Origin of the sequence: Posidoniimonas corsicana (genome assembly GCF_007859765.1) — a bacterium.
Taxonomy (GTDB): Bacteria; Planctomycetota; Planctomycetia; order Pirellulales; family Lacipirellulaceae; genus Posidoniimonas; species Posidoniimonas corsicana.
Window position 1 is genome coordinate 823105 of the sequence record NZ_SIHJ01000002.1, and the last position, 16510, is coordinate 839614.

General features: G+C 67.2%; 12 protein-coding genes. 10 read left to right on the forward strand and 2 right to left on the reverse strand.

All coding sequences use genetic code 11. The annotated features are described in order from the left end of the window. Positions 1–105 precede the first annotated feature (105 nt). The 8 genes from KOR34_RS19325 to KOR34_RS19360 all read left to right on the forward strand — a co-directional run bounded on the left by KOR34_RS19325 (position 106) and on the right by KOR34_RS19360 (position 12002). Positions 106–1689, forward strand: a complete 1584-nt coding sequence (locus tag KOR34_RS19325) for a BBP7 family outer membrane beta-barrel protein (protein WP_146567233.1) — start codon at positions 106–108, stop codon at positions 1687–1689. A 195-nt stretch (positions 1690–1884) separates the two neighbouring features. Next, a complete protein-coding gene (locus KOR34_RS19330) occupies positions 1885–5229 on the forward strand; it encodes an aminotransferase class I/II-fold pyridoxal phosphate-dependent enzyme (RefSeq protein WP_146567234.1) in 3345 nt (1114 codons plus the stop codon). 375 nt (positions 5230–5604) lie between these two features. Continuing rightward, entirely contained in the window at positions 5605–5877 is a 273-nt protein-coding gene (locus tag KOR34_RS19335) for a WXG100 family type VII secretion target (protein WP_146567235.1), read from the forward strand. 110 nt (positions 5878–5987) lie between these two features. After that, positions 5988–6473 carry a metallophosphoesterase family protein gene (locus KOR34_RS19340; protein ID WP_146567236.1) on the forward strand — a complete coding sequence of 162 codons (486 nt, stop codon included), beginning with the start codon at positions 5988–5990 and terminating at the stop codon, positions 6471–6473. 114 nt (positions 6474–6587) lie between these two features. Continuing rightward, on the forward strand, positions 6588–7148 hold the full coding sequence (locus KOR34_RS19345; RefSeq protein WP_146567237.1) for a hypothetical protein: 561 nt from the start codon (positions 6588–6590) through the stop codon (positions 7146–7148). Positions 7149–7256: 108 nt separating this feature from the next. Beyond that, the gene (locus KOR34_RS19350; RefSeq protein WP_146567238.1) at positions 7257–7481 is read left to right on the forward strand and encodes a hypothetical protein; all 225 of its coding nucleotides are present in this window, start codon (positions 7257–7259) and stop codon (positions 7479–7481) included. 34 nt (positions 7482–7515) lie between these two features. Beyond that, positions 7516–11544, forward strand: a complete 4029-nt coding sequence (locus KOR34_RS19355) for an FtsK/SpoIIIE domain-containing protein (RefSeq protein WP_146567239.1) — start codon at positions 7516–7518, stop codon at positions 11542–11544. Between the two features lie 125 nt (positions 11545–11669). Then, positions 11670–12002, forward strand: coding sequence for a hypothetical protein (locus KOR34_RS19360; protein ID WP_197531591.1), 333 nt, complete (start codon positions 11670–11672; stop codon positions 12000–12002). 145 nt (positions 12003–12147) lie between these two features. Here the strand turns inward: KOR34_RS19360 and KOR34_RS19365 are convergent, their stop codons facing one another. Both KOR34_RS19365 and KOR34_RS19370 read right to left on the reverse strand, forming a co-directional pair. Then, a complete protein-coding gene (locus tag KOR34_RS19365; protein WP_146567240.1) occupies positions 12148–12504 on the reverse strand; it encodes a hypothetical protein in 357 nt (118 codons plus the stop codon). 119 nt (positions 12505–12623) lie between these two features. Then, a complete protein-coding gene (locus tag KOR34_RS19370; RefSeq protein WP_146567241.1) occupies positions 12624–14093 on the reverse strand; it encodes a serpin family protein in 1470 nt (489 codons plus the stop codon). Positions 14094–14310: 217 nt separating this feature from the next. Here KOR34_RS19370 and eno point away from each other — a divergent pair, with 217 nt between their 5' ends. Both eno and KOR34_RS19380 read left to right on the forward strand, forming a co-directional pair. Continuing rightward, on the forward strand, positions 14311–15594 hold the full coding sequence (eno, locus tag KOR34_RS19375; RefSeq protein ID WP_146567242.1) for a phosphopyruvate hydratase: 1284 nt from the start codon (positions 14311–14313) through the stop codon (positions 15592–15594). Positions 15595–15815: 221 nt separating this feature from the next. Then, a complete protein-coding gene (locus tag KOR34_RS19380; protein ID WP_146567243.1) occupies positions 15816–16346 on the forward strand; it encodes a patatin-like phospholipase family protein in 531 nt (176 codons plus the stop codon). Positions 16347–16510: the final 164 nt, after the last annotated feature.

Consider the following 16510-nt stretch of genomic DNA (forward strand, 5'->3'; position numbering starts at 1 on the left):
TCACGACCGGCGCACCCGATACTACCGGCACAGAGAGAACTGGTCTGCCGGCGGCGCGTGTGATAGCGCCCCGGTTCCGCGAACATAGAGCGCCAGAGGAAGCCGATGTTCCCCACCCGAATCAGAACACTGTTCACCGCCGTGGCATTGCTGGCGTCGCCTTGGGCGACCTGCCAGGCGCAGTACGAGGACTTTTGTGGCCCGTTCTGCGACGGCTGCTCCGACATGCGCTACTTTGAGCCGGTCGACCTCGACCTGGACTGCATGCCGGTCGACTACGGCTGCGGCTACATCTTTGGCTACGACAAACTGTACTGGTCCTTCACCGGCGACCGCACTACGATCGGCGCCCCGGGCCTGACTTACCTGTCAGAGGTGATGTACGAAAACTTTGTGGATGAGAACTCGGTCGGTCCGACCGTTCAGCCGCAACCGTACACCATCATCAACGGCATCACCGACGCTCCCCCGGCGGCCTCGTTCGGCTGGGGCGACCGCTACGAGCTTGGCTACCGCAAGAAGAACATCACCTACACCGTGGGCATCCTGCAGGGCCCGCACGCGATCTCGTCAGAGGTCTACGGGTTCCTGCCGCTGGACCTCGGCAACTCGCCCCCCGTCGACATCGACGGCGACGGCACGATCGACGCCAACCAGGGCACCAACATCACCAACTTTGGCCCCCCGCCCCCTGGCCAGGCCGAGAACCCCAACCCGCTTGAGATCCTGCTAGCCCCGACGCTCAACGGCTTCGGCAGCGTGCATGTCAACTTCAACGTCCCTAACAACGACTTCCTGCTCGGCTTCCGCGACTACTTCATCAACATCGACTTCGACGACCTGGACGACGGGTTCGACTTCGAGGGCGGCGTTGTGGTCATCGGTCCCGACGGCGACCCCACGCTGGTCGACGGCATCCTCGACGATATCAACGGCAACATCGGCAACATCATCATCACCCTGGTGCCGGTGGACCCGTTGGACCCAGACTCGGAGCTGATCCCGGTCGCGTACGCCTACGACATCGGCGACCTGCACCGGTACAACATCCGCTTCAACACGCTGCAGGTCCGCAACCGGGTTGAGACCGACGGCATCGAGCTGATGAAGACGCACACCCTCAACAACCGGCACCGGATGGCGAAGAATCAGAACTCGCACTTCAGCATCGGTTACGGCGTGCGGTACTTCCGCCTGAAGGACGACTTCCGCTTCGACGGCCTGACTGACGTCGCCGGCCGCGTGTTCACGATCAACCAGGTCGAGAACTCGATCGTCGGCCCCCAGATCCGCGTCAAGGCGGACCGCCAGGTCGGCAAGTGGAACACCTCGCTCGATACCCGGTTCATGTTCGGATACAACATCCAGAACATCGACCAGACCAACGGCTTTGGCGACGACGCCGTGCCCGGCGGCGTCAACAACCTGCTGTTCCTGCAGCCCACCTACTCTCGCTACGGCGAGCGGGCTGACGACTTCACCCCGTTCGTCGAGATGCGGGCCGAGGTGAAGTACCAGCTGACCAGGTCGATGGCCCTCAAGGCCGGCTTCAACGCCACATACGTCGACACGCTCACCCGTGCCGCTCAGATCGTGGAGTACAATGCCCCGGACTTCGGCATCGGCGAGACCGGCAAGCAGGACATCTTCATCACGGGCCTGTCGTTCGGTGCGGAGTTCGTGCACTAGACCGCGGGAAACCGACAACACCGCCAAGCGGGCGGGGCAGACGCCCCGCCCGCTTTTTTTGTTGGCTGAGGGGCCGCCGGGCGCGGGAGAAAGCCCGTAGATTGCCCCCGCCCCTTAGAGTCTAATGGCGGGTTCCAAACAACTAGCGAGAAACGAGCCCGCCCGGCGCCGCCGCGCGGGAGGAGAGCTTTCGCCTTGCTGACGACCGACCACCCCCGATTCCAATCCGTCTGCGAGTCGTCCGACCTGGTGGGGCTGCTCCGCGAGCGGACCGCAAGCCACCCCCACCAGCGCGCTTTCAGCTACCTCGTCGACGGCGAGGACGACCGCCTGCACCTGACCTACGGCCAGCTCGACCGGCAGGCCCGGGCGATCGCGGCCCACCTGCAGTCGCGCGGCATGGCGGGAGAGCGGGCGCTGCTGCTGTACCCTTCGGGCCTGGAGTTTATCGCGGCGTTCTTCGGCTGCCTGTACGCGGGGGTCACGGCGGTGCCGGCGTACCCGCCGCGCCGCAACCGCAACCTGCTCCGGATCCAGTCGATCGTGGACGACGCCACGCCGGCCGTGGCGCTGACAACGCACAGCGTCTTCGACCGCGTCGAGCCGATGATCAAGGACGAACAGGACCTCCGCGCCATCCCGTGGCAGTGCACCGACGAGCTGGACCTCGCCCAGGCCGACGCCTGGCAGGAGCCCGACATTTCGCCGGACACGCTGGCGTTTCTGCAGTACACCTCCGGCTCCACGGGAACGCCGAAGGGCGTGATGCTGAGCCACGGCAACCTGCTGCACAACACCAAGGTCATCTGCGAGGGCTTCCGGATCTCCCGGGCGGGCGAGGGGCTCAGCTGGCTCCCGCTGTACCACGACATGGGCCTGATCGGCGGCGTCATCCAGCCGATCTACTTCGGGCGCCACAACACGCTGATGACGCCCACCCACTTCCTGCAGAAGCCGATCCGTTGGCTGCGGACCCTGTCCGACACCGGCGCCATGATCAGCGGTGGGCCGAACTTTGCGTACGAGTTGTGCGTCGACCGGATCACCGACGAGGAGAAGCAAGGCCTGGACCTGACGCAGTGGGAGGTCGCGTTCAACGGCGCCGAGCCGGTCCGCACGACCACCCTCCGGCGGTTCGCCGAGGCGTTCGAGCCGTGCGGCTTCCGCTTCGAGGCGTTCTACCCCTGCTATGGACTGGCCGAGGCCACACTGATGGTCGCCGGCAAGAAAAAGTGGCAGCCGCCCACCATCCAGCCCTACCAGATCGAGGACCTCAAGGAGGGCCGCGCGGTCCCGGGGCAGGCCGGCTCGGACGACTCGCTGGAGATCGTCGGCTCGGGCGTGACCTACCTCGGCCAGGAGGCCGCGATCGTTGACCCCGAGACGCACCAGCGCTGCGCCGACCGCGCCATCGGTGAGATCTGGGTAAAAGGCGACAGCATCGCCCACGGCTACTGGAAACGCGAGGAGCTCTCCAAAGAAACTTTCTCCGCCGAGACCACCGATGGCGATGGCCCGTTCCTGCGGACCGGCGACCTCGGCTTCCTGGACGACGGCGAGCTGTTCGTCACCGGGCGGCTGAAGGACCTGATCATCATCCGCGGCGCCAACCACTACCCGCAGGACATCGAGCAGACGGTCGAGGACTCGCACGAGTCGCTCCCCAAGTCGGCCGGCGCGGCGATCACCGTCGGCGATGACGGGAAGGAGAAGCTGGTGGTGCTGCAGGAGATGGGCCGCCAACGCGACCTGCCGTTCGAGGAGATCCTCGACTCGGTGCGGCACCACGTCACGGCCATCCACGACGTCGCGCCCACCGCCATCGTGTTCCTCCGCCCCAACACCATTCCCAAGACCTCCAGCGGCAAGATCCAGCGCCACGCCTGCCGCGACCAGTACCTGGCTGGCGAGCTCAACGTGGTTGCCGAGTGGTCGCTCGGCGGCGAGCTCAACGTGCACCGCAAGCGGGGCGCCGACCGCATCGCCCGCCGCGAGAAGCAGGCCGAGGACGCCGCCAAGCCCAAGACGCCGCCCGCCGCGAAGGACGACGCCAAGCCGTCCGGGTCGACGATCGAGCGCGCCATGCGGATCGTCCGCGAGGTCGCCAAGGAGCGCGCCGCGGGCGCCACGCTCGAAACCGAGATCGCCGCGATGGGCCTCGACTCGCTCGAGCGGATGGAGATCGTGGCCGGGCTGGAGGACGAGTTCGGCGGGCGGTTCAGCGAGGAGGCCATCCTCGGCATGAACACCTGCCGCGACGTCGTCCGCGCGGTCGAGGAGCACCTGCTCACCGAGGGCGGCCCCGCCGCCCGCGAGGTGCTGCCCGGCGACTACCAGTTCAACCAGTCGCCCGAGTACCTCAAGCTCCGCTCGAGCCTGAAGCTGGCCGAGTCCGCCGGCCTGGCGAACCCCTACTTCACCCAGCACGAGGGGATCACCAACGACCGCACCACCATCGGCGGCAAGGACTACATCAACTGGTGCAGCTACAACTACCTGGGCATGTCCGGCGAGCCGGCCGTGCAGCAGGCCACCCAGGGGGCGGTCGACCGGTACGGCACCAGCGTCAGCGCCAGCCGGCTGGTCTCCGGCGAGAAGCCGCTGCACCGCGAGCTCGAGCGGTCGATCGCCGGCTTCCTCGGCGTTGAGGACGCCGTGGTGTTCGTCGGCGGGCACGCCACCAACGAGTCGGTCATCGGCCACCTGTACGGCCCCGGCGACCTGATCCTGCACGACGCGCTCTCGCACAACAGCATCGTGCAGGGCTGCAAGCTGTCCGGCGCCACCCGCCGGGCGTTCGCCCACAACGACCCCGCCGCCTGCGAGGAGCTCCTCAAGCGGTACCGCGGCGAGTACCGCCAGGTGCTGATCGTGGTCGAGGGCGTCTATAGCATGGACGGCGACTTCACGCCGCTCCCCGAATTCATCCGGCTGAAGAAGGAGCACAAGGCCTACCTGATGGTCGACGAGGCCCACTCCCTCGGCACGATGGGCAAGACCGGCCGCGGCATGAGCGAGCACTTCGGCGTCGACGCGCGCGAGGTGGACCTCTGGATGGGCACGATGAGCAAGTCGCTCGGCAGCTGCGGCGGCTACATCGCCGCCTGCCGCGAGATCGTCGAGTACCTCAAGTACACCGCGCCCGGCTTTGTGTTCAGCGTCGGCCTCTCGCCTTCCAACGCCGCGGCCGCTTTGGCGTCGCTCGAGCTGATCAAGGAGAAGCCCGAACGCGTCGCGCAGCTCAAGCACAACTCGGCGCTGTTCCTCCAGCTCGCGAAGCAGGCGGGCCTCAACACCGGCATGAGCGACGGCACGCCCATCGTGCCGGTGATCATCGGCAACTCGATGCAGTCGCTCGAGCTGAGCCAGCGGCTGTTCGCCGAAGGCGTCAACGTGCAGCCGATCATGTACCCCGCGGTCGAGGAGTCGGCGGCCCGGCTGCGGTTCTTTATCACCAGCACGCACACCGACGAGCAGATCAAGCAGACCGCCACAGCGCTCGCCAAGCACTGGAAGCAGCTGCACCGCAAATCGGGCTAGCAGCGGCCTGCCCGCCGCCGAGTTTTGTCCCTTTCTGGCGCATCGAATTTTAAGGACAAAAGTCGCCGCCGTCCGCGGCGCCAACACCGCTCAGACCCCTTGTTTTCCAGCCTCTTCTGCGGGCTCCCCTTGTTGGCGCCGTCGACTTTTGTCCGGGTATGGGCGGCGAAAGGGACAAAAGTCCCAGGCCGCCGGCGACCGCACGCGCGGTCGCACGCCGCCGTGCATTGATCTATTTGATCACGCTAGGTGGCCGGTTTCTACGGAAATCTGGCGAGAAACGTCTGCGGCCGGCAGCCCAGCTTTGCCCGCGGCGCAACGCGGCGCTAAACTAGAAAGGTTGACCCACCGCTTCTCCTACCGAGGTCCCGTTTTATGGCCCAGGCAATCGTCGACCCGGCCGAGCTGCGTCGGTTCGCCAACAACCTGAAGAAGTTCAACACCGAGCTGGAGGAGCGGATGACCAGCCTCGCCGCGCAGCTCCACTCGCTCTCGGCCAGCTGGCGCGACCAGGAGCACAAGAAGTTCGCCGAGGAGTTCGAGGACCAGATGAAGGCGATCGCCCGCTACGTGGAGATCACCAACGAGCACGCGCCATTCCTGATGCGCAAGGCCGAGCGGATCGAGGAGTACCTGCAGCAGCGGTAGGACGTTCCCATCGGCGGGCACTAGGTAGCGCCCGATTCAATCGCTCCGTCAACCGATGTGGGCGCCGCCTGACCACGTTTGCGAAGCAAGACTCCCTACCAATCCTCGGCATGAAGATCGGCGTCCTCTCTGACACCCACGATGACCTCGCGGCAACAGAGCACGCCGTAGGGCTGCTGCTCAGTAGGGACGCCGAAGCGTTCATCCACTGCGGCGACATCACTGGGCCCGACATTCTGAGAGTCTGCTCACAGAGCCCGACGTGGTTTGTGTACGGCAACCACGACAGCGACTGCGTCCCGAGGTTGGAGGCGGCGTGCCATGATCCAAACCTCCATTCACTGGGCTGGGGAGGCGAAATCGAACTAGCCGGGCGCCGCATCGCCGTGACCCACGGGCACATGACCATGGATGTAAAGCCGCTGCTTGCCGCCCGCCCCCACTACTTGCTCACGGGGCACTTTCACGAGGCTGCCGATTGGACCGAACACGGCGTGCGGCGGGTTTGCCCAGGCGCACTCCACCGCGCTACGCCTCGAACCGTCGCCGTGCTCGACCTGCAGACCACGGCCGTAGAATTCCTTGAGGTTCGATGAATCGCCGCACGTGAATGCACGGCGCCCAGAGCCACGTGTAGCGTCCGAGCTCCGCCAGCAGAGCATGCCGCTATAGTAGGGGGGCGTCAACCACCAACCACCAACCACCAACCAATGAACCCCGCCAACGTCAAATCGACCGACGCCATCCTCGCCGTGAAGGCGGCCGTCGCGGGGTTCGCCAAGCAGTCGTCCGACGGGCTCGACGAGCTCACCTCGGAGATTCGCCGCACGGTCGAGTGGCTGGAGCACGACCGCCCCGCCTACTGGAAGGAGCGGGTCCGCCGGGCGTACGACAAGGTGGGCGAGGCGAAGGACGACCTGCAGCGCTGCCTCACGTTCCAGGCCAGCGAGAGCCACCGCCCCAGCTGCACCGAGCAGCGGGTGGCCCTCCGCCGCGCGCAGGAGTTCCTGAAGCACTGCCAAGAGAAGCAGGCCCGCGTGAAGCACTGGAACCGCGAGGTCGCGCACGAGCTGCACGAGTACCACGGCCGCGTGGCGGGGCTGCGGACCGTGGTCGAGGCGGACGCGCCGGCCGCCATCGCCGTGCTGGAGCGGCTGGTGACGGCCATCGAGGAGTACAACGCGGGCTCGGTGGGCGGCAGCGTCGGCGGGCAGGCGGTTGAGAAAATTGAAGCGGACGATGCAACAAACGAGCCGCCGAAGGACGAATAGCCGCCCGCGGCAGGTAAGTTGTGCGCCAGGGCAACCGCGACGTAGTGGCGGTACGGCATCGCAAGTTTATGGAACCACCAAGTAAACGCCAGCAAGAGGCGACACCCCATGAAGCCCACCGACCTGCACTCCGGCGCCGCCCGCATCCGCCACGCGATGGAGGAGCTGCTGCGGGTGTGGGAAGACGCGGGCGACCACTGGAACGACTCCGTCAGCGAGGCGCTCTACCGCGAGCGGATCGAGCCGATTCTGCCGATTGTGAAGAATACGCTGGACGCCGCCGGGCGGATGCAGGTGCTGCTGGACCAGGCGCGGCGCGATCTGGAGAGCTGAATCGGCGTCGGCGGTTATCATGAAGGATGAACCCGTGACGACGCTCCTCCCCGCCCCGCCCGTCAGCACCGAAGACGACTTGTCCGACCCCATCCTCTCCACGCGCCGCCAACTCGAGCTGATGCGCGACCTGCAGCGTCTGGCCAAGACGCGGCACGAGGAGGAGCTGCGCATCGCCCAAGACCTTGAGTCGGGCCTGAAGGCGGCGCGCAAGAAGCGCGACAAGACCATCAAACCGGCCCGGCTGGAGCACGAACAAGAGCTGGCCGCGGCCGAGGACCTCGACGCCCGCCAACGCGAGGCGGAGTCGGAGGACTACGACCGCGTCACCAACGCGCTGCGGTGGGAGTACCAGAAGCTCCGCACCGAGCTGGAGCAGCAGCGTAAGCGGGCCAAGGACGCCGCCCGCAAGAAGCTGGACGACGGCGCCTGGCAGATCCGCTCCATCTACGACGCGCAGAAAGAGCAGCCCCGCGAGCGGCTGGAGGAGGTCACCCGCCGCTTCGCCGAGCTGCGTGACCACCTGCAGCAGACCCGCCAGGCCGCCGACGAGGTGCTCGCCGACCGCTGGCTCGGCCTCGCCGCGACCGAGCCCGACCCCAGCTCGAGCATCGAGCAGCTGCCGCCCCGCGAACCGACCGACGCGTCGGTGGACCAGGGCGTCGACTCGGTCGCCGCCGACGCCGAGGCGGCCCGCACCGCCGCCCAGCAGCTGTACGACGGCTGGCTGTCGCGGCTGTTCGACCCGGGCAACCTGCTCGGTTTCGTGCTGGCCGTCTTCGTGCTCGCGATGCCACTGACGATGCCCGCCGTGGGCCTCGAGCCTCTGGGACGGAGCATCGCGATCGGCGCCGCCGCCGGCGTGGCCGCGATGGCGGCGGTTGGCGGCCTGCTGTGGTTCGTGATCCGGCCGCTCGCCCGCAAGCAGACCGAGGAACGCTACGCCGCGGTGTCGGGGCTGCTGGAGCACGCGTTGGGCGAAACCGAATACAGCCTCCGCCTGGCCCGTACCCGCAGCGAGACCCACGCCCGACAACTCATCGAACGGCGCGACGCCGACCTGGCGGCGTTGCAGGAGCAGGTGACCACGGAGCTGACCGCCGCCAAAGCAAAGAACGACGCGGAGCGAGCGCGGATCGACGAGGAGTACCCCCGCCGGCTGAAAGAAAGCCGGGAGAGCCACGAAGAGGCCGTCGAGCGGCTGGACCGCGAGCACAAGGCGCGGGTTGCGCAGCTCTTAGAGGACCGGGACACCACCATCCGCGACGCCGAAGCCGAGTGCGCCGCCGAAGAGAAGCGGCTGGAGGAGCAGCAGGCCGCCGACTGGCGTGCGATGAGGGCCGCGTGGCTGGAGGGCTGCCGGCGGATCAGCGCCGACTTCGCCGAGCAGCGGTCCCTCTGCGCCGACCGCTTCCCGGACTGGGCCGACGCCGACTTCGGCGAGTGGCCCAAGCCCGACGACGCGCAGCTGGCGGTCCCGTTCGGCGAGGCCCGGCTCGACCTGGCGGCCATCAAGCACGGCCTGTCCGAGCACCCGGAACTCCGCCCCGACGAGACCGAAATCGCCGTCCCCACGCTGGTCACGCTCACCGAGCAGCCGCACCTGCTGGTCTCGGCGGAAGGGCCCGCGCGCCAGAAGGCGGTGGACCTGCTGCAGGCCATGACGCTCCGCTTCCTGACCGGCCAGCCGCCGGGCAAGGTGCGGCTCACGCTGCTCGACCCGGTCGGGCTCGGCGAGGGTCTCAGCCCGTTCATGCACCTGGCGGACTACGAGGAGGACCTGATCGCCAGCCGCATCTGGAGCGAGCCGCGGGACATCGACGCGCAGCTCCAGCGGCTCACCGCGCACATGGAGACCGTCATCCAGAAGTATCTCCGCAGCGAGTACGACAGCATCCACGAGTACAACGCCCAGGCGGGCGAGGTGGCCGAGCCGTTCCAGGTGGTGGTGGTGAGCGGGTTCCCGGCCAACTTCACCGACTCCGCGGCCAAGCGGCTGGTGAACATCGCCACCAGCGGCCCGCGGTGCGGCGTGTACATCCTGGGGGTGATCGACAGCAAGCAGCGGATGCCGACCGACTTCAACATGGACGACCTCACCGCCCAGGCCGTGAACCTGGCCTGGGACGACACCCGCCAGCGATTCGTGTGGCGGTACCCGGCGTTCGAGCGGCTGCCCATCGCCACGGCCAAGCCGCCCGGCGCCGAGCGGATGGTCGAGGTGGTCCGGCAGGCGGGCGCCGCTGCCAAGGACGCCGTGCGGGTGGAGGTGCCGTTCAAGGTGGTCGCGCCGAGCGATGGCTTCTGGCGGGACAGCTGCTCGCACGAGCTCCGCGTGCCGGTTGGCCGGGCGGGCGCCAACCGGCTGCAGCACGTGCGGCTCGGCAAGGGCACCTCGCAGCACCTGCTGGTGGCGGGCAAGACCGGCTCCGGCAAATCGACGTTCCTGCACGCGCTGATCACCAGCGCCGCACTGCACTTCAGCCCCGACGAGCTGGAGTTTTACTTGGTCGACTTCAAGAAGGGCGTCGAGTTCAAGAGCTACGCCAACAACCGCCTGCCGCACGCGCGGGTGGTGGCCATCGAGAGCGAGCGTGAGTTCGGCCTCAGCGTGCTGGAGCGGCTGGACCGCGAGCTGACCCGCCGCGGCGAGCTGTACCGCGACTCCGGCGCGCAGAACCTGGCCGACTTCCGCGCCATGCACCCCGATGTGCCGATGCCGCGCATCCTGCTGGTGATCGACGAGTTCCAGGAGCTGTTCGTCGAGGACGACCGCCTGGCCCAGGAGGCCAGCCTGCTGATGGACCGACTGGTGCGTCAGGGCCGGGCATTCGGCGTGCACGTGGTGCTCGGCACGCAGACGCTGGCCGGTGCGTACTCCATCGCCCGCAGCACCTTGGGACAGATCGCGGTGCGGATCGCGCTGGAGTGCAGCGAGTCGGACGCGCACCTGATCCTGGCGGACGAGCGGAACCAGGCCGCGCGGTTCCTCAGCCGCCCCGGCGAGGCGATCTACAACGACCAGAACGGGCTGGCCAGCGCCAACGAGCCGTTCCAGGTGGTCTGGCTGCCCGACGCCGAGCGCGCCGAACGGCTGCGGGTGCTCAACGAGCACCGCGAGTCGGTCGGCGAGCCCGTGGGCCAGATGATCGTGTTCGAGGGCAACGCCCCGGCCGACCCACTGACCAATCGCGACCTGGTCGCGCTAGTCGACTCGCGAAAGTCGCCCGGCGAGGCCGCGGACAGCAAACCCGCGGTCCCCACACCGCAATCCGAAGTCCACCTCCCGCCGTCCGCGTACGTGGGCGCGGCGGTGGCGATCAAGCCGCCGACCCAGGCCGAGTTGGGCCGCCACGCGGGCGCCAACCTGCTGGTGGTGGGTCAGCAGGAAGAAGCCGCGCTGGGCGTGCTGTCGACTTCGGCGGTGTCGCTGTGGGCCGCGGAACCGGACGCGCGGTTCGTGGTGCTGGACGGCAGCCGACCAGGCGACGCGTCGTTTGGCGTCTGGCCCCGCATCGCGGAGGCGCTCGGCGGCGACGCTGTCGAGGTGTCGACCCCGCGCGACGCGGCCGCCGGCGTGGCGGACCTGGCGGCGGAGGTCGCGCGCCGCGAAGAGCAGCCCGACGAGGCCGGGCCTCCGGTCTACCTGGTGGTCTGGTCCGGCGCCCGCTTCCGCGACCTCCGCAAGAGCGAAGACGACTTCAGCTTCTCGATGTCCGACGACAAGCCGAAGACCGCCGACAAGCACCTGACGGAGATCCTGAAGAACGGGCCCTCGGTCGGTGTGCACGTGCTGATCTGGTGCGACGGCTACAACCAGGTGGCGCGGATGTTCGACCGCGTGACCATGCGCGAGTTCGGCCTGCGGGTGGCGTTCCAGATGTCCGCGGCCGACAGCAGCAACCTGCTCGACTCGCCGGCCGCTAGCAACCTCCGCCAGCACCGCGCCCTGTTCTACAGTGACGAGACCGGCGAGAGCGAGAAGTTCCGCCCCTACGGCATGCCCACCGACACGTGGCTGTCCCGGGTCAGCGCGTCCGGCGCGGCGGCAGCACAAGAGTAGGCGTCTCTCTGGCGGGCCCGCGATTCGCAAGCCCGCAGTTCACGCCGAGCCAATCGGCGCGGCGATTGCACTCCCCCCAAAGTGAGGATTCGCACCGCCAACTGAACGCTTCAAGAGGAGCCATCATGCCCACGATGACCGATCCCCGCACAGCCTGCCTGGAAGCCTGCCAACAGTGCATCGTCGACTGCGAGGCGTGTCTGTCCGCCATGATGACCAAGTCGAGCAAGAACGATTGCCCCAACTGTTGTTACGAGTGTGTGAAGGCGTGCTACGCGTGCGTCAGCGCGATGGCGTCTCGCAGCCGCTTCGCGGACAAGTACTGCACGCTCTGTGCGGAGGTCTGCCGCTACTGCGCCGACCAGTGCCGCGAGCACGACCACGATCGCTGCCAGACCTGCGCCCAAAGCTGCCAGGACTGCGCCGACGCGTGCGAGGCGATGGCCGCCGCGGCGTGAGGCGCCAACAATTGAGTCGAGGCTGCTCGACCGACGAGGACGCGTCGCCGTCCTCCGCGTCCCCGGTCGCCGGGAGCAGGGACAGAGACCGGACGCAGCCACGCGACCCGGCGGGGAGGGACCCCCGGCCGGGCCTTTTTGTGCGCTAGCGGTCGCCGCGCGGGTCGCCCGGCTTGCGGAGCGTGAGCCGCTCAGTGAGCGTGTCGGCGTCCGCGTTGTACTCGCGTCCGGTCGCCCAGGCGGCCGTGCCCAAGATGTTGTCCCACGGGTCGTGCGACACCCGCGACCGGTCGGGGGCGTTGTTCCACACGAACGCCCCGCCCAGGACGATCAGCCCAAGCGGGACCAGCACCGTCAGCAGCGTGGTGCAACGCTCCAGCGGGCCCTTGCTTGGTTTCGGGGCCGCCGCCTGGGGTTCGGCATCGGGCGACTCGCCGGCCAGTTCGGCCTGCTGCTGGGCGACGTAGGCCTCAAACGCCTCGTCGGAATCGAACATCGGCATGACTCGGCTCCAGGGGTCACGGCGTGCTGGCCAATGCGGGCCACTTGAACCCTACCCCGGGTGAAGCCTCTCCGAGCGGGCGGCCGCACGCGAATCAGCGCCGCGTGCGTTCACCGCGGTCAGGCTGCGCCGCTTGTGCGGGTGATCCGCAGGCCCGACACGCAGAGGGCCGACCCCAGTGACAGCCAGGCGAGCAGCAACGCCGCCGGCTCCGGCACTGCCGCTTCGTCGACGCCGCTCAGCTCTGGGTTGACCATCCGCCCCATGAACAAGAAGGCGCCGCTGTGGGTGTCGCGGATCGCGTAGAGGAACGGCCGGTCGGCGGTGAACACGGCCGGCGGCGTCAGGTCCGGTAGCATGCTCGTGACGCCGATGACGGCGATCGTCACGGCAGCGGCCTCGGCACCGCGCTCGTTGACGTCAATGAAGGTCTTTTGGATGACGTCGCTCAACTCCAACGGCTGGTTCGCGATACCCGACAAGTCAGCGGCGCCAAACGCGTCGGTCATACCAAGCGACCGGAGCGCCTCCTTGATGCTGCCGCCCCCTTCGAACCCAAACCGCGGCATCGACACCGCCACCTCTCGGTACGCGGCCTCTGCTAGGTCGGCGCTGAGATCGTCGAACGCCAGCGACTGCTCTAGCTCGATGACGCTGCTCTCGGCGTCCGGCAGCAACACGACCATCGACATGTCGTCTCCGGCGTAGGGCATCTCGAGCATCTGGTAGCCGTCGTACTCGCCGTAGCGGAACCGCGAAGTCTGCCGCATCATCGGGGTTAGGCTCTGGGACCCGTCCGGGGCGTTGAACGGCAGATCCCGGGTGTTCTCCTCGACGAACGGGCGTTTCCAGTCGCCGTTGAAGTAGAGCGCGTTGGCGAGCGCCAGGCGGGTGTGCTGGGTGATTGACCCCGGCGGCAGCGGGTTCTTGATGCGGTCGTTGGTGGCGTCGGCCGCCCAGGCGTTGATGCGCCGCCGCGAGGCTTCCGGAGATTGGTAGAAGTCGAGCTGCTCGACCGGGGCCCGGTAGTCGTTGGTCAGGGTGTCGAGGAACCCCTGCTCGAGCGGCATGCCGTCCTGCACGAACACCCGGTTGGCGAGCCGCAGCTCGTAGCCCTCGCGGGGGTCGTTCAGGTCGTTGACCAGCCCGCCCAGGCCAAGGTGCGGGTTGTCCGCGCCGGCGGCGGCGTAGCCCAGCGCGTGCCGCATCTGCTCGGCGGTGCTCCCGCCGGCGCCGGCGTAAACCATCCCCAGGGCGGCCGATGCGCTGAGCGGCGAGAACAGCAGCCCCTCGTCCGGGCCTGCTCCCAGCGCGAGCTGCTTGTACAGGTTCAGGCCGAATCGGTTATTCGCCTCGGCGGCCGACAGGACGTCGGCGGTCAGGGGCGCCCGCTGGTGGGGCTCGATCGTCGACACCGGGCTGGGCCCCGGCTGCGGGACGACGCCGACCGGCGACTCACTCGGTTCCCACGGGACAAACGTTGTCGGATCCCACGGGAGCAACGGTGGCAGGGTGTCGTCGGCCAGGCCGAGGGCGGACGGCGTGCAGGCGGCGGCGACGAGCAGCAATCGCTGGCAGAGGCTGGGCATGGTGGAGTCGCGAAGGTGAGGAGGCGAAGCGGGGCACGCGGTCGGGTAGCGGCTCAATACAGCACTAGGCCGGTTTCTCGCCGGTGCGCAACGGGCTCTCGCCTGCCCGCTCGACAGCCGGGGAAAAGGCCCTAGAATGGCGATTCGGTTTGCGGCCCCGACCGCCGCTAATGGACCTTCAACCCCCACCTCCGCCCCCCTACCCCCCTCTCCAGCCATGAGCATGATCGTCGACATCCACGCCCGCCAAATCCTCGACAGCCGTGGCAACCCCACCGTGGAGGTGGACGTCACGCTGGAGGACGGCTCGATGGGCCGCGCGGCGGTTCCCTCCGGCGCCAGCACGGGCGCCCACGAGGCCCTTGAGATGCGCGACGGCGACAAGTCCGTCTACATGGGCAAGGGCGTCACGAAGGCGGTTGAGAACGTCAACGAGCAGATCGCCGACGAGCTCATCGGCATGGACGCGCTGGACCAGATTGCGGTCGACCAGCACATGCTCGACCTGGACGGCACCCCCAACAAGGCCAAGCTGGGCGCCAACGCCATCCTGGGCGTGTCGCTCGCCACGGCCCGCGCCGCGGCCAACTACAGCGGCCTGCCGCTGTTCCGCTACCTGGGCGGAAGCAACGCCCGGCTGCTGCCGGCGCCGATGATGAACATCCTCAACGGCGGGGAGCACGCGGACAACTCCGTGGACATCCAGGAGTTCATGGTGATGCCGCTGGGCTTCGACAACTTCAGCGAGGCGCTCCGCTGCGGCTGCGAGATCTTCCACAACCTGAAGAAGGTGCTCAGCGACAAGGGCCTCAACACCTCCGTGGGCGACGAGGGCGGCTTCGCCCCGAACCTGGGCGCCAACGCCGAGGCGTTCGACGTCATCCTGACCGCCATCGAGAAGGCCGGCTACAAGCCGGGCGAGCAGGTCTGGTTCGCCATGGACTGCGCCGCCACCGAGTTCTTCGACTCGAAGAAGGGCGTCTACACGATTGACGGCAAGGAGATCGACTCGGCCGGCATGGTCGACCTGCTGGCCAGCTGGGTCGACAAGTTCCCGATCTGCAGCATCGAGGACGGCTGCAGCGAGGACGACTGGGAAGGCTGGAAGATGCTGACCAACAAGATCGGCGACAAGTGCCAGCTGGTCGGCGACGACCTGTTCGTCACCAACGTCGAGCGGCTGGGCCGCGGCATCGACGAGGGCATCGGCAACAGCATCCTGATCAAGGTCAACCAGATCGGCTCGCTGACCGAGACCATCAACGCCATCCGCATGGCCGACCGCGCCGGCTACACCAGCGTGACCAGCCACCGCTCGGGCGAGACCGAGGACGCCACCATCGCCGACCTGGCCGTGGCCCTGTCGACCGGTCAGATCAAGACCGGCTCCGCCAGCCGCTCGGACCGCATGGCCAAGTACAACCAGCTGCTGCGGATCGAGGAGATCCTCGGCCCGGCGGCCGAGTACGGCGGCCCCGCCTTCGCCACGAAGCTGAAGTAGGCCTCCGCCGCTTGCAATCCACAACGCACAAAGCCCCGGGCGGATCGCCCGGGGCTTTTTCGTTTGGATGTGACGAACTGCAGTTGATGAGAGTGCAGGCCATGCCCCACTCATCTGCATCTAGTGTAGGTGGAATTCATCCATCATTACGCGCTAGTGACAACCCGCACCCCATGGCATAGGATACATTCGTCCACCACCCCACTTCCTGGAGTAAACGAATGACCTACAAAATCCTCAGTTTAGACGGTGGCGGGATCCGAGGCCTATTTCAAGCCGAGTTCCTACGCCACTTTGAGGATGCCGTTGGAAAACCGGTCAGAGAGTGCTTCGACATGGTGGCGGGCACGTCGACTGGATCCATCGTGACCATGGGGATCGTAAACGGTGTCGCGCTGTCTAAGATTTCGCAGGTCTTCAAGTCTGACGGGAAAGCCATTTTCAGGAAAGGTATTGAGGACCGTGTTCCTGTCTACAACCAAGTAGTCAGAAGAGGCCCAAAGTACGCAACTGAGCCACTGCGAAGAGCACTTTCAGGAGTTCTCGGCGATACGAAACTTTCGGACGCTAAATGCGACGTCGTGATTCCGTCGGTTTGTTTAAACGACTATCGCTGCAAGGTTTTTAGCAATTTGCACGATAGCGATCGTACTCTATCGACTGTAGATGTCGCACTCTCCAGTAGCGCCGCGCCTACATATTTCCCATCAGTACAACCACATGGTTCCTCGAGAACTTATGTAGCTCTGTAGAAAGCTTCTAGATGTTTAGAGGATCATGAGGTTGAGAGTGAGGGTCTTGAGGGCGGCTTCGCGTCGCTGCATGGGCTTTTTTCGTGCTCGCAGCTGGGGCCCGAGGAGGCGTTTGAGCATGCTGATGGTGGTCTCGGCCTGGGCGCGTTGCCCGTAGCGGGTGG